The sequence below is a fragment of the Enterococcus crotali genome (assembly GCF_000633635.1).
GTDB classification, from domain to species: Bacteria; Bacillota; Bacilli; order Lactobacillales; family Enterococcaceae; genus Enterococcus_L; species Enterococcus_L crotali.
In genome coordinates, this window is the sequence record NZ_AYPQ01000003.1 from 349908 (window position 1) to 365515 (window position 15608).

The 15608-nt window shown below is 37.8% G+C and carries 9 protein-coding genes and 2 pseudogenes; 10 read left to right on the forward strand and 1 reads right to left on the reverse strand.

All coding sequences use genetic code 11. The features are described from left to right. Window positions 1-360: 360 nt before the first annotated feature. The gene (locus V192_RS0110020) at window positions 361-1509 is read right to left on the reverse strand and encodes an ROK family transcriptional regulator (protein WP_025871336.1); all 1149 of its coding nucleotides are present in this window, start codon (window positions 1507-1509) and stop codon (window positions 361-363) included. 137 nt (window positions 1510-1646) lie between these two features. On the opposite strand from V192_RS0110020, the gene xylA reads away from it, so the two are divergent. The 10 genes and pseudogenes from xylA (at window position 1647) to V192_RS0110070 (ending at window position 15560) form a co-directional block, all read left to right on the forward strand. Beyond that, the gene (gene xylA, locus V192_RS0110025; RefSeq protein ID WP_025871338.1) at window positions 1647-2954 is read left to right on the forward strand and encodes a xylose isomerase; all 1308 of its coding nucleotides are present in this window, start codon (window positions 1647-1649) and stop codon (window positions 2952-2954) included. 20 nt (window positions 2955-2974) lie between these two features. Next, entirely contained in the window at window positions 2975-4261 is a 1287-nt protein-coding gene (locus tag V192_RS0110030; protein WP_025871340.1) for an ABC transporter substrate-binding protein, read from the forward strand. A 97-nt stretch (window positions 4262-4358) separates the two neighbouring features. Beyond that, window positions 4359-5222: a carbohydrate ABC transporter permease gene (locus V192_RS0110035; RefSeq protein ID WP_025871342.1), complete on the forward strand. Its 864-nt coding sequence runs from the start codon at window positions 4359-4361 to the stop codon at window positions 5220-5222. Further along, a pseudogene (locus V192_RS19885) lies at window positions 5219-6042 on the forward strand (carbohydrate ABC transporter permease). The gene V192_RS0110035 and the pseudogene V192_RS19885 overlap by 4 nt, the downstream one beginning before the upstream one ends. A 149-nt stretch (window positions 6043-6191) precedes the next feature. Next, window positions 6192-8477, forward strand: coding sequence for an alpha-xylosidase (gene yicI / locus V192_RS0110045; protein WP_025871344.1), 2286 nt, complete (start codon window positions 6192-6194; stop codon window positions 8475-8477). A gap of 17 nt (window positions 8478-8494) precedes the next feature. Continuing rightward, complete coding sequence (locus tag V192_RS0110050; protein ID WP_025871346.1) at window positions 8495-9931, forward strand: glycoside hydrolase family 1 protein; 1437 nt, start codon at window positions 8495-8497, stop codon at window positions 9929-9931. Between the two features lie 124 nt (window positions 9932-10055). Next, window positions 10056-11554: pseudogene (xylB, locus tag V192_RS19890) on the forward strand (xylulokinase). Window positions 11555-11571: 17 nt separating this feature from the next. Then, entirely contained in the window at window positions 11572-12441 is an 870-nt protein-coding gene (locus V192_RS0110060; RefSeq protein ID WP_025871348.1) for an ROK family protein, read from the forward strand. Between the two features lie 272 nt (window positions 12442-12713). After that, the gene (locus tag V192_RS0110065) at window positions 12714-14045 is read left to right on the forward strand and encodes a dihydrolipoyl dehydrogenase family protein (protein WP_025871350.1); all 1332 of its coding nucleotides are present in this window, start codon (window positions 12714-12716) and stop codon (window positions 14043-14045) included. Between the two features lie 252 nt (window positions 14046-14297). Next, entirely contained in the window at window positions 14298-15560 is a 1263-nt protein-coding gene (locus V192_RS0110070) for an MFS transporter (protein WP_025871352.1), read from the forward strand. The last annotated feature ends 48 nt before the right edge of the window (window positions 15561-15608 follow it).

The window sequence follows — 15608 nt, forward strand, 5'->3', positions numbered from 1 at the left end:
GTTTCACTCCTTTCATAACAAATTCACAATAGAAATACTGTGAAACAAAGCATCTCTAGTATATCATAATAGTATAGCACTCTCCAACAGGAAAATAATAAGAGGGATTATCGACTATTATTTGTTAATAAAAAAAGAGAAATAAAAAAACGTTAAAAATTAAAAAAATTATCTATTATTAAATGAAGAATTGAATTGTAGAGCTGAATCGTTTTAATTAAACAAAAAAGTGTTTATTTTGTTTTTTAATTTAGAAAAATACATTTTTTTTTAATTCAACATTTTTTCCTACCGCAATAAATTTGATTTAAACTCAATCGTTTTAGTAAGCATTTCAATAGCTCGTTTAGTTGCCACAGCTTAGTTAGTATATAGTTTCAGTTCTTTTATATTCAAAAAATTTTGACAGCATAAGGCAATTCCACCAAATAGAGTGGCTTGACTGCCTAATTTGCTATTTTGAATTTGAACATTTCTTGCAAAACGGCTAGTCAGATGAGTCTTGATCATGGATAGCAGTGCTGGGTTATTTCGATAAATAGAACTGTTGATCACAACGACTTCTGGATCGTACACCGTAAGAATGTTGTTGATTCCAATGCTAAGTAAAAAAGCATTGTCAGATAAGGCCGCAGCTGTTTTTTCATCATTGACCTCCACCAACTGTTGTACGATGGTGGAATCTACGTACTCTAATTGTTTGATCGAAGCTAAATTCTCGTATAGAACAGTGTTTGAAGCGTATTGCTCTAAGCAACCATGATTGCCGCAAGGGCATTTTTTTCCATTGGGATATAAAATAGAATGACCGATTTCACCGGCTTCTCCAAAATGGCCTTTTCTTAAGGTCCCTCCATCGACGATCCCAGCACCGATCCCACTATGAATACTTAAACTAACCAGCGTTTTACTATCTAAAGAAAAAACGTATTCTCCAAGTGCAGCAAGGTTGGCTTCATTTTCGATAAAGATTGGAAATTCAAAGGAATGGGACAACTTATGATGAAGATCGATCGTATCTAAATCATAATAGGGGGTAAAAACGATCTCGTTTTTATTCACTACACCATGAACGGCTACACACATTCCTACGATCAAGATATCGATGTTGACTGTTAATTCCTTGACACTTTGTTGCAGCAGGTCAATGACAGTTTCAGCTGAAACGACGATTCGTTTTTTCTGAATAGTGACGACTTCTTCACCGTCTAAATAGGCGAGTGTCCCTTTCAAATAATCTACACCGATATCAAAAGATAAAATCACGGCAGCTTTGGGATTGAACTGCAGTAAAATCGGTTTTCTTCCTCCTAATGTGCTGGCGTTGCCAATTCCTGTTTCAAAGATAAGACCGTCATCTAACAAGGTTTTAGTAATAGAAGAAACAGAAGCCTTATTCAAGCCGGTCAATACGGCTAGCTCTGCACGGGAAATATTTTTATGGTCAATGATTCCTTTTAAGATGAGTGATTCATTTTGCTCTCTGATTTTATATTTGTTTACTACCAATTTATCCACCTCTTTATTAAATATAATAAAATGTTTGAAAGCGCTTGACAACTAAATTCAATTGTTTTATATTCTTTATGTAAGTTAGTTTAACTTACTAACTAACTAGAAGCAAGTCATTTATGGGAGGAATTTAGATGAATTATTTTCCACAAGTAGAAAAGGTTTTATATGAAGGTCCTAACTCAAAGAATATGTTTGCGTTTCGTCATTACAAGTCAGATGAAGTGGTCTTAGGAAAAACGATGAAAGAACATTTACGATTTGCAGTCGCTTATTGGCATACGATGACTCAAGATGGTTCAGAACCATTTGGTAAACCTGTGAATCTTCGTTCGTGGGAAGTAAGTGATCCTATGGAAACCGCGAAAAATAGAGTCGCAGCTTTTTTTGAATTATTAGTTAAATTGGATGTGGAATACTTTTGTTTTCATGATGTGGATATTGCACCAGAAGGGGATTCGTTAGAAGAGTTTTTCACTAATCTAGATGAGCTGACGGATTTAATCAAGGTGAAAATGAATGAAACCGGTATCAAATTGTTATGGAACACAGCGAATATGTTTTCAGACCCACGTTTTACAAATGGGGCAGCTTCTTCTAATAATGCTGAAGTCTTTGCTTATGCGGCAGCTCAGGTCAAAAAGGGTTTAGATATCAGTAAAAAGCTTGGTGGTAAAAACTATGTTTTCTGGGGTGGGCGTGAAGGTTATGAGTCATTATTAAATACGGATATGCAATTAGAGCAAGATAATATCGCTCGTTTGTTTAAAATGGCAGTCGCGTATGCTAAAAAAATCGATCATGACGTTCAATTTCTCATTGAACCAAAACCAAAAGAGCCAACCAAACATCAATACGATTTCGATGCTGCAACAGCGATGGCTTTTTTACAAAAATACGATTTAACGGATGCGTTCAAGTTAAACTTAGAAGCAAATCATGCAACTTTAGCTGGACATACGTTTGAACATGAATTAACGGTAGCTCGTTGCTATGATGCGTTAGGATCGATCGATGCCAATCAAGGGGATATGTTACTAGGTTGGGATACAGACGAGTTTCCAACGAATATTTATGATACAACTTTAGCGATGTATGAAATTCTTGAAAATGGTGGGATCGCTCCTGGCGGAATTAATTTTGACTCAAAAGTTCGGCGCTCTTCATTTGAAATGGACGATCTACTCTTAGCTCATATTGCTGGGATGGATACCTTTGCGCGTGGACTAAAAGCTGCCGCTAAACTAAAAGAAGATCGCTTTTTTGATGAATTAAAAGAGCAGCGCTACGCTTCTTACCATACAGGGATCGGCGCTAAAATCCTTGAAAACCAAACCGATTTAGAGACGCTTACAACATATGCTTTAGCACATGACGATGTCACCTTGGAATCTAGCCACTTGGAATATGTTAAGTCACGTTTAAACGACTATTTAGTCTAAGAAAAAGGAGCGGGATAAGAATGAAACGGAGTAAACTTATTTTTTCAGCAACAGTTTTAACAACAGCAGGGCTATTGTTAAGTGCATGCAGCGGAGGTAGTTCTAGTTCGAGTTCAAAAGAGCAAGCCGTAGTAGATGTGTTCAATATCAAAGTTGAAACAAAAGATCAGCTGGATGAGTTAGCGAAAAAATATGAGTCCAGCCATGACGATGTAAAAATCAATGTGACAACTGTGGGCGGTGGACAAGATGCTAATGCAGCATTACAGTCGAAGTTTTCTTCAGGGGATGAGCCTAGTGTTTTTCTTTTGGGTGGGTTAGCTGATGTGGAAAAATGGGGAGATAGTTTAGCGGATTTAAGTGATACAACGTTAGCTAAAACTGCAATCGACGGAACATTAGATGGCGCAACAAAAGATGGGAAAGTTTACGGCTTACCAATGAATATTGAAGGGTTTGGGTTCTTGATCAATAAAGAGTTATTTAAAAAAGCCGGTGTCGATGTTGACAAAATAAAATCGTATCAAGATTTTGAAAAAGCAGTCAAAACGTTAGATAGTAAAAAGGACAGCTTAGAAATGAAAGCGGTTTTTGGTTTTAGTGCTAAGGAATTTTGGGTAGTCAGTCAGTACAGTACTCATTTTGTGTCACCGGAATTTGATGACAATTTACAAAAAGTTTATGATGCAAAAAATATTGAGTTTAAATATGGTGATCAATTTAAAAAATATACAGATTTGATCAATAAATACAATGTGCAGCCAATTTTATCGTTGGATTACAGTACATCTGTCGAGGAAGACTTTGCTAATGATCAAGTAGCGATCGTTCATCAAGGTAACTGGATCGTGCCGACATTGAATAGTTTAGATCCAGAATTTACGAAGGAAAAACTTGGTATTTTACCTCTTTACGTCAAAGATGATACCGATGGCAAAATCGCCGCAGGAGCGCCTTGGTATTGGGGTGTCAATAAAAATAAAGAGGAGAAAGTCGTTCAAGCTAGTAAAGACTTTTTAGAGTGGTTATATACAGATGAGGAGGCGATGAAAGTTGTAACCGACGAGATGGAATTCATCCCGGCCTATACCAACTTCTCATCAGATTCGATCAGTGACCCGACATCAAAAGAGATTTTCAATTATCTATCAGATGGTAAAGTCGTACCTTGGGCACACAATCAATATCCAGATGGCTTTTCTCAAACACAATTTTATCCTGAATTCCAAAAATATTTGAATGGTGATATTTCCTGGGATGAGTTAATGACAAAAGGAAAAGAAGCTTGGGCTGAAGATCGGAAGTAATTCAGACGCTAAAAGAAAGTTGAGACAAAGAAATAGGGTTAAAATTACTTCTTGTCTCTTCTTTCTTGATACATAAAGGCTGAGGAGGGAATCTTATATGAGTAATAAGTCAAAATCTTTTTGGTTGTTCTTAGCACCTAGTTTGATCGGGATGGCGGTCGTGTTGTTTATTCCGCTGATTACAGGTGTTTACTATTCAATGACTGATTGGAACGGAATCAAGATCGAGCAGTTTTTAGGGGTCGAGAATTATGTGCATGCGTTTAAGGATGAACGTTTTTTAAATAGTATTTGGTTTACGACTAAATTTTCTGTAGTAGCTATTTTATTAGTGAATGTGATTGGTTTAGGGTTGGCGTTGTTAGTTACCCAAAAAGCCGACAAATTGAATAACGTATTTCGAACGGTTTTCTTTATGCCAAATTTGATTGGTGGGATTATTTTAGGATTTATTTGGCAGTTTATTTTTATTAAAGCGTTCGCAGCAATTGGTGATGCGACAGGAATCGAGTTTTTTAAAGGCTGGCTTTCAACGACGAATACGGGCTTTTGGGGCTTAGTGATTTTATTTGTATGGCAAATGAGCGGCTATATCATGATCATCTATATTTCGTTTATCAATAATATTCCAGATGAATTGATTGAAGCGGCCGATATTGATGGCGCAACTGCATGGCAGACATTCTGGAAAATCAAGTTTCCGATGTTGGCACCAGCATTTACTGTGAGCTTGTTTTTGACCTTATCGAATGCGTTTAAAATCTATGACCAAAACTTAGCATTAACAGCAGGCGGTCCGTTTGATTCGACGCAAATGGTTGCGATGAATATTGTAAATGAGGCTTTTGCGGTAAGAAATATGGGGTATGCCCAAGCAAAAGCTGTGATTTTCTTAGTGATCATTGCTGTGATTTCTGTCGTGCAGATCAGCATCACCAGAAAACGGGAGGTTGACCTATGAGCAAGCAGAAAAAGAGAAAGGCACTCTGGATCAAGATTGCTGGTATTGCGCTCATCTTGTTGTGGTTATATCCCTTTTATTTGATTGTTGTTAACTCGTTTAAAACAAAATCAGAAATTTTTAAAAATACATTGAATGTCCCGCAAAACTTTACAACAGAGAATTATCCAGTCGCTTTTGAAAAGTTGGATTTTTTTAGAAGTGCGTTTAATTCAATCATGATCACAGCGATTTCCTTATTTGTGATTGTTATCTGTACATCGATGGCGGCTTATGCGTTGTCTAGAAATAAGAGTAAATTGAGTAACACTTTGTATTTTGTGATTGCTATTGGTTTATTGATTCCTTTTCAAGCAATCATGATTCCCTTGGTCTCATTTTTTGGAAAAGCTAATATGTTGAATCGCCCAGGGTTGATCATTATGTATCTTGGGTTAGCCAGTAGTATGGCCATTTTCTTGTATTTTGGTGCATTGAGAAGTATTCCGCAATCCTTGGATGAAGCAGCGACGATCGATGGGGCCTCCAAGTTTCAAATTTATTGGTACATTATTTTACCGTTGTTAAAACCAACCACAGTTACGGTGATCGTACTGAATGCGATTTGGTTTTGGAATGATTATTTATTGCCTTCGTTAGTAATCAACAAGGAAGGGATGTACACGATTCCTTTGAAGATGTTTTATTTCTTCGGACAATATTCAAAACAATGGCATTTAGCTTAGCGGCACTGTTTATAGCGATCGTGCCGATCATTATTCTTTATGTATTCCTGCAAAAATATATTATTAAAGGTATTTCGGATGGTGCTGTTAAGTAAAAAGATTGAATGAGCTTGTTTAGCTTCACGGGCTAGCACTTCGGAAAAAAGATAAATTATAAATGAGGCAAAAACCACCTCAGTCATAATTTTCTATTTTTCTGTCAAGGCTAAACGAGCCTGCTCAGCTTTTAAATTAGGAGGATTCTATGAAATTTACAGATGGTTATTGGATGACGAAAGAAGGATTTACGATTCAATCACCGAAAGAGGTCTTTTCGGTGCAAAAAAAGGCGGATTCAGTGATTCTATATGCACCGTATAAAAAAATTGAACGCCGTGGTGATACGCTGAATTTGGGGATGAGTACGATCACTCTGTCCAGTCCCCAACAAGATATGGTTTCAGTCAAGATCGTTCATCATGAAAAAAACAATTCTGGACCGAATTTTGAATTGAATACAGTAGAAGTTCAGCCGGTGATTGAGGAAACTGAAAATCAAGTGCTATTTACGACTGGAAAATTAAGTGTAGCGGCAACCTTGAATGGTGCTTTTCAATTACAATTCTTTGGTGAAAATAAACTGCTGACAGAATCAAAATTTGGCGCACAAGGAGAAATCACACATACTAGCGGCAAACATTATATGAGAGAACAGCTATCTTTAGGGATCGATGAGCAAATTTATGGGTTAGGTGAACGTTTTACGCCGTTTATCAAAAATGGACAAACAGTTGATATTTGGAATGAAGATGGCGGAACAGGTAGTGAACAGGCGTATAAAAATATTCCATTTTACTTAAGTAGCAATGGGTATGGCGTTTTCGTCAACCAACCAGAAAAAGTTTCGTTTGAGGTTGCTTCTGAAAATGTTTCAAGAGCACAATTTAGTGTAGAAGGTGAAAGTCTAGAGTACATCATTATTTATGGACCCACCCCAAAAGAAATTTTAGAGAAATATACAAATCTGACAGGTAAACCAGCCTTACCTCCAGCTTGGTCATTTGGATTATGGCTGTCAACGTCATTTACAACTGATTATAGTGAACAAACGGTCATGAGCTTTATTGATGGGATGCTAGAACGTGAGATTCCTTTAGAAGTTTTCCATTTTGATTGTTTTTGGATGAAGGCGTTTGAATGGTGCAATTTCAAATGGGATGAAGAATTATTCCCAGATCCAAAAGGGATGCTGCAGCGAATACACGATAAAGGGATCAAAGTTTGTGTGTGGATCAATCCATATATCGGACAAAAATCACCTTTATATGAAGAAGGAAAGAAAAATGGGTATTTCTTGAAACAGCCAGATGGTAATGTTTGGCAATGGGATTTATGGCAAGCAGGACAAGGAATCGTTGACTTTACCAATCCTGCTGCGGTGAAGTGGTATCAAGGCTATTTATCTGATTTGTTGGATATGGGTGTAGATAGTTTTAAAACAGATTTCGGCGAACGGATTCCAACAGATGCGGTTTATTTTGATGGTTCTGATCCAGAAAAAGCTCATAATTATTATAGTTATCTATATAATGAAGTCGTATTTTCATTATTAGAAGAAAAACGTGGGAAAAATGAAGCCGTTTTATTTGCCCGTTCTGGTACGGTTGGTTCACAAAAATTCCCTGTTCATTGGGGCGGTGATAACTTATCTGAGTATGTTTCGATGGCGGAAACGTTACGAGGCGGTTTGTCATTTTTACTATCAGGTTTTGGTTTTTGGAGCCACGATATCGGTGGTTTTGAAGAAAGTGCCTCAGCAGATATTTACAAACGCTGGACGCAATTTGGCCTGTTGTCTACACACAGCCGATATCATGGAAATATTGAATACCGTGTGCCTTGGTTATACGATGAAGAAGCTGTAGCGGTAACACGGAAATTTACTAAGCTAAAAGTTCAGTTGATGCCTTATTTATATACGCAAGCCGTATATACAGCAACAACGGGTGTCCCGATGATGCGTCCACTATTTATGGAGTACACCGCAGATAAAAATACGTATTTTATCGACAAACAATATTTCTTAGGCGATTCATTGCTGATAGCGCCTGTTTTTACTGAGACAGGTCAGGTCGATTACTATTTACCAGAAGGAAAATGGACGCAATTATTAAATGGCGACTATAGAAAAGTGGCTAAAAATGGTCAGTGGCAAACGGAAACGCACGATTATTTAAGCCTACCTGTGTGGGTCAAAGAAAATACGATTTTAATCACAGCACAAACAGAGCATAAAAGCGTAGACTACGCATATAATGACACGATCGAGATTCATTGCTATCAATTATCAGAAGGCCACCATGAGCAAATTATTGTAAATAGTAGTGGAAATCCTCTTGCTAAGATTATAATAGAGAAGGATAATAAAAACGTGGTGATTCGTACTGAAGGTTTAGTCGGAGACAATTACGTTTACATCCACGAAAATGAGCGTGTGATCGAAAGTAAACTGGAGCAAGATGAACAGATGATTTCGGTGACAACGCAATAAAACTGGAGGCAAGTGAAATGGAGCATAAACAACTGGATCAATTTCCTAAAGATTTTCTATGGGGATCAGCTTCTGCTGCTTATCAAGTAGAAGGTGCATGGCAAGAGGACGGCAAAGGTGTTTCTGTTTGGGATGAATTCGTTCGGATTCCTGGGAAAACATTTAAAGGAACAAATGGCGATGTGGCAGTCGATCATTATCATCGTTATAAAGAAGATGTTGCGTTAATGAAAGAACAAGGGTTAAAAGCATATCGTTTCTCTGTAGCTTGGACCCGAATTTTCCCGAATGGCCGCGGTGAAATCAACAAAGCTGGCTTACAATTTTATATCGATCTAGTAGACGAGTTGATCGCAAACCAAATTGAGCCTGTGTTGACCCTTTATCATTGGGATTTACCGCAAGCGCTTCAAGATGAATACCAAGGTTGGGAATCTAGAAAAATCGTAGAAGATTTTACCAATTATGCGACTGTTTTATTTGAAGCTTTTCGTGGAAAAGTAAAATATTGGGTTAGTTTGAATGAGCAAAATATTTTTATCAGTCATGGCTATTTGATGGCATCACATCCACCAGCAGTAAGTGATCCAAAACGAATGTATCAAGCCAATCACAATGCCAATCTGGCTAATGCGTCTGTTATTAAGAAGTTCCACGAAATGGCTATGCCAGGCGGAATCGGACCAAGTTTTGCTTATGGTCCAAACTATGCCTTAAACAGTGATCCTAAAAACGTGTTAGCAGCAGAAGACTCAGAGGATTTGAATGCGCATTTTTGGATGGATGTTTATCTATTCGGAAAATATCCGATAGCGGCTTTGAAAATGCTGAAAGAACAAGGTTTAGCACCCGTAATTGAATCAGGTGATGAAGAACTGTTAGCCGCTGGTAAACCAGACTTTTTAGGCATCAATTATTACCAAACTAACACAGTTGTCTTTAACCCTCTTGACGGTGTTGGCTTAGGCAAAATGAATACAACAGGAGAGAAGGGTTCGTCAGAAGAATCAGGTCTACCGGGTGTTTTCAAGCGTGTAGAAAATCCATTTGTAGAACGGACGAATTGGGATTGGGAAATCGACCCAGAAGGTTTGCGTATTGGTCTTAGAAGAATCACTAGCCGCTATCGAATTCCTGTATTGATCACGGAAAATGGGCTGGGAGAATATGATAAGCTAACCGAAGATAAAGAAATCCATGATGATTATCGTATCGATTATTTAAATAGTCATGTCCATGCGATTAGAGAAGCCATCACAGATGGTGCGGAGGTTTTAGGCTATTGTACTTGGTCATATACTGATTTACTAAGCTGGCTGAATGGCTATCAAAAGCGTTATGGCTTTGTGTATGTAGAACAGGATGAAAATCAAAATGGCAGCTTAAATCGTTATAAAAAAGACAGTTTCTATTGGTACCAAAAAGTCATACAAGAAAATGGCAACAATATCTAATCAACAGGACTGAAAAGAATAATTTAATAGGCTGGACCAAAGCTCAGTGAGTTTTAGCCAGCCTGTTTTAGTTTTCGAAAAAATGTAAACGCTATTATTTTGTAATCTAGAAAGGTGGAACGATATGTCATATGTAATTGGAATCGATCTTGGAACAGGGTCGGTCAAAGGCTTAGTGGTAGATCGAAATGGAGAAGTTGTTTTAGAAGCTGCTGCCCCCTATCCTTCGATCCATTCACAAAAAGGCTATAGCGAACAAGATCCAGCAGAATGGTTGAATGGAACAAAGAATGTTCTGAAGCAATTAATCACTAAGAAGCCTGAACTGAAAGAACAATTGGAAGCCATTAGTTTTTCAGGACAGATGCATAGCTTAGTTTTATTAGACGAAAATCAGCAGCCAATAAGAAATGCCATCCTTTGGAATGACGTTAGAACAACAAAGCAATGTAAAGAAATTACTGAAAAACTTGGTGATCGATTAGTAGAGAAAACTAAAAACCTAGCTTTAGAAGGGTTTACGTTGCCTAAGATACTATGGGTCAAAGAGCATGAACCTGATAACTGGGCTAAAGCGAAACATTTTTTATTACCAAAAGATTATTTAGCATTGCAGCTAACTGGGAATTTACAGATGGAGTATTCAGATGCTGCTGGGACATTATTGTTGAATGTTATGGAAAAAAAATGGGATATGGAAAGTGCGGATGTTTTTGATATTCCTCGTGACATGTTTCCAAAATTAGTTTCCTCATTAGAAAATGTAGGGCAAATCAAGCATTCCCTTCGGGCAGAATTAGGACTCAAAACAGTGGTCAATGTGTTTGCTGGCGGAGCTGACAACGCCTGTGCTGCGTTGGGGGCTGGAATTGTTACGGAAAACCGCGGTTTATGCAGCATTGGCACATCGGGCGTTTTTTTGGCTTATGAAGGAAACCAGGCGAAAGATTACCATGGAAAACTCCATTTCTTCAATCACGTCATTCCTGATACATACTATTCAATGGGCGTAACCTTGGCGGCAGGGCAAAGTTTAACTTGGTTTAAAGAAACATTTGCAAAAGAGCAGACCTTTGAGCAATTGCTAGAAAGTGGTAAAGACAGTAGCATTGGGGCAAATGGTTTGTTATTTACACCTTATATTATGGGAGAGCGGACGCCGCATATCGATAGCAAAATCAGAGGTAGTTTTATTGGCATGGATGCAAGTCACACCATCAATGATTTTACACGGGCCGTTTTAGAAGGCATTATCTTTTCATTAAAAGATACCCAAATGTTGATGGATGAAAATGCTGGGAAAGAATTTGAAGAAATCGTTTCAGTTGGCGGAGGGGCGAAAAGCGAATTGTGGCTACAGATTCAAGCAGATATCTTCAATACCAAAATCGTAACTTTAAAAACCGAACAGGGTCCAGGCCTTGGCGCAGCATGCTTGCGGCAGTTGGTGTTGGCTGGTTTGATACGCTAAAAGATTGTGTAGAGCAGTTTGTTGTCTATGAAAAAGAATACTCTCCTGATCCAAAAGCGGCTGAGAGCTATCAAGACTTCTATAAATTGTATCATCAAGTATATGCGCAAACAAAAGAACTTTGTGAGCAACTGAATGAATTAGAACAATAATTGGTAGGAGGAAAGAAATGAATATACTTGCATTTGACATTGGTGGTAGTGCTGTAAAATACGGGATTTGGCAGGAGAATCAGCTTGTATGTCAGCAGTCACTTCCACTACCTTCTGATTGGGAGACAATGAAACATACGTTAAAACATATTTTTGAGGAGAATAGCAGTAATTTGCCACTTCAAGGGGTTGCCTTCAGTGCGCCTGGTGTAGTCGATGATCAAAATGGGGAAATTCGTGGTGTGAGTGCGGTTCCTTATATCCATCATTTTCCAATCAAAAATGAATTAAACGCTCTATTTGGTGTCCCTGTTTCATTGGAAAATGATGCGAATTGTGCCGCCTTAGCAGAAGTTTGGCTAGGGGCTGCCAGTGATGTAGAAAATTCAGTCTTTTTTGTGATCGGTACAGGGATAGGTGGAGCAATCGTGATCGATCGTAAATTGGTCAAAGGCCGAAATCTTTTCGGCGGTGAGTTTGGTTATATGGCATTGAATGAGTCTGCTTCGTTGAGTGAGATGGGGAGTGTTGTCAAAAGTGTTAAAAAATATAATCGCCTCAAGGGAACTCAGATCAATGGGCATAACTTATTTGAACTAGCAGAGCAAGGGGATGAACTGGCTATCCAATTAACAACAACGTTTTATGTTGGCGTTGCTAGAGGTATTTACAACTTATTAGTTTGCTTTGATCCAGGTAGAATCGTTATTGGCGGTGGGGTATCCGCCAATAAACAATTAATTTCAAACATTGATCGACAGCTACAGCGACTATTATTAGCAAATGCCGTGACAGAATTAGAGTATGAACTCGTTGCATGCCAGTTTGGGAATGATGCGAACTTGATAGGAGCGGTCTATCATTTTATAGAAACCTATCAAAAATAAATCGATCGAAATTAAAACAAAAGTGTTACACTCTGAGAACTAATTAGAGTCTGCTTCTGCGACCACCGTTTATTCGGATTCTGGGTGGTTGGAGTTGTAACGCACATCATTATGATCCAGCCACCTCTAATCTTAGTATGTTTTCATTAAGTTTAGAAGGATGATGAGTACAACAGCCTATCATATGCACTTTATTCACTCCCTTGCTATAATTAAAGTAATCGATTCATTATGATAAATCTTGAGTAAGCTGAAATAAGGAGGATATCCCAATGGAAAATCTTGATGTAATCATCATCGGTAGTGGACCCGGCGGTATGGCAGCCGCTTATGACTTAGTTGCTGAAGGGAGAAAAGTAGCGGTAGTAGAAGCTGATCTTTGGGGCGGAACGTGTCCAAATCGTGGCTGTGATCCAAAAAAGGTTCTTTATGGTGCTGTCGAAGCGAAAGAAAAACTGGCGCAATTGAAGAATCATGGATTTGAGACGATTCCGAAAATCAATTGGCCAGAGTTGATGGCCTTTAAAGAAACATTCACTGAACCAGTACCAGTCGAACAAAAACAAGGATTGGTCAGCGCAGGCATCCAAACGATCACTGGAAAAGCCGTTTTTAAAGATAAGCATACAATCACAGTGGAAAATCAAGACTATCAGGCAAGTCAGTTTATCTTAGCAACAGGGCAACGATCTGCAATCTTGGATATTCCCGGAAAAGAGCACTTTGGAACAAGTACTGATTTTCTAAGCATGAAAGAATTACCTAAATCAATCGTGTTTGTTGGTGGTGGTTATATTTCTCTTGAGCTTGCGAATATCGCCAATAGCAGTGGAAGTGACGTTCATTTAGTGCATCACAATGAGCGGCCGTTAAAAGGATTTGATGAAGCGTTGACGAAAGAATTGATTGAGAATCTTAAAAAACGAGGGATTCATTTTCATTTTAATGAGTCAGCAGAATCTATTTCAAAACAAGGTACACAATATAATGTCACTCTGACGGGAAAAGGCTCATTGCTGGCAGATCGAGTATTTTGTGCAACAGGGCGCATTCCTAATGTAGAAGAATTAAACTTGGAAACAATCGGTGTTGATTATACTCGCAAAGGAATCGCCGTCAATGATCATTTACAAACGACTGTAGATAATATTTATGCATTAGGAGATTGCTTAGCGAAAAACAGACCGAAACTAACACCAGTTGCTAGTCTTGAAGGAAGTTATCTGGCCAAACTGCTTAGCGGAACGACAAATGAAGCTATTCAGTATCCTGAAATTCCAACCATTATTTTCAGCTCACCTAAACTAGCACAAGTTGGGTTAAAAGAGGACGAGGCTTTAGATAATGAAAAATACAAACAACAAACGGTAGATTTATCTCAATGGTTTACCTATAAACACCTCAATGAACCATTAGTCAAAGCTAAGATCATCACGGACAAAGAAACGGGACTATTGGTTGGAGCGACTGTTTTAGGCAATGAAGCAGACCAACTGATCAATTTGTTTACATTGATGATCAATCAAAAAATGACTTCTGACAAGATCAACGAAATGATCATGCTCTATCCAACTGTTTCAAGTGATCTGAGCTACTTATATTAAATTTTAGCTGTAAACAAACGATTTGTGGTCTGTTTACAGCTTTTTTTATTTTGAATAAATTAACTATTGACTTGATGGAAGGTCTAAGCAATAATAGGATAATTATATTAAAAAACAACTATTCATCTGATCAATAAATTTTATTTATCAATTGCATGAAAATAAAGCATTAGATATTATAAAGATTTATTCTTAAACTATAGATAGTGAAACATTGAACAAGGTTGAATTTTAACAGCTAGGAGAATGGCAATGGAAACGAAGAAAAAAAATTATACCCCTTTGATTGGCTCTTTATATACAAATTTTATATTTCAGGGTATGGCGGCGATTATTTTATCACAAAATCTTCATGCTTTGATGAATAGTTGGCAGGCGACTGTTCAACAAGTGACATTAGTTATCAGTGGTATCGGGTTGGGCCGAGTACTGATTTTGTATTTTGCTGGTTACTTTTCAGATAGGTTTGGTCGGAAGAAAACAGTGCAGTTGGGTATTATCAGTTATTTGATTTTCTTCATTGGAATCTTACTTAGTCAAAACTATTTACAAGGGCTCTTTTTTGCCTTATTTGCTGGGTTTAGTAACGCGTTTTTAGATACGAGTACTTATCCAACTTTAATGGAAGCTTACCCAAATGAAAAAGATAATAGTTCTCTTAGTGTGTTGAACAAGGCGTTTATTTCTTTAGGACAGTTTATTTTACCGTTGCTTACAAGATTTATGTTGGATCATGAGATTTATTACGGGCTTGTTTTTATCGGATGTGCATTGGGCTTATTTCTTAATTTACTGTACATTTCTAGGCTGGGTTTCCCTGAAAGAACAACGCTTAAGGAAACGTCGTCACAAGTAGTTGATGAAAACGAAGCAACAGTAAAAGTCAAGCAGCCGCTATTTAAAGTGGAAGGTCTAGCGTTGTTGGTTTTTAGTTTCACTTGTGTTTCAACGTTTAATATTTTTATTTTATGGGTACCTTCTTTTGCGGAATCATTGAATCTTATGAACCATTCAAATAGTTTAGTTCTGGTCAGTGCTTACAGTATTGGTTCCTTTGCATCTGTATTTTTGACGTCATTGATCGTAAAACGTGGTGTTGCACCAACTTTATTACTAGTCTGGTGTACCTTGATTTCATTGTTCTTATTGATCGGCATGACGCTCTTCCCAAGTGTTCCAATGTTTTTAGTTGGTTCGATCGGTATCGGTGTTTTTGCTGCAGGAGGAATTTGGCAGTTGGGACTAGCCGTGTTACTGGAGCTGTTTTCTAAAGGGAAAGGAAGAATCACCAGCTACTATTCGATTGCTACATCGGTTTCGGTGATGATCATACCTTATATCACAGGTCAGTTGGAGAAAATAAATGTGTCGATGATTTTTGGACTGAATATTGTGTTGACGGCAATCGGCGTTGTTGCAGCAGTGATCATCCGCTATCGTTATAAGAAAGTAACCAGTGACTGGCAAGAGAGAAAAGAAGAAATTGTAAAATTAAAAGAGCTCGTAGATCAATAAATAAAAAAAGTATGCTTGAATGTTGAGCATACTTTTTATTTGACGTTT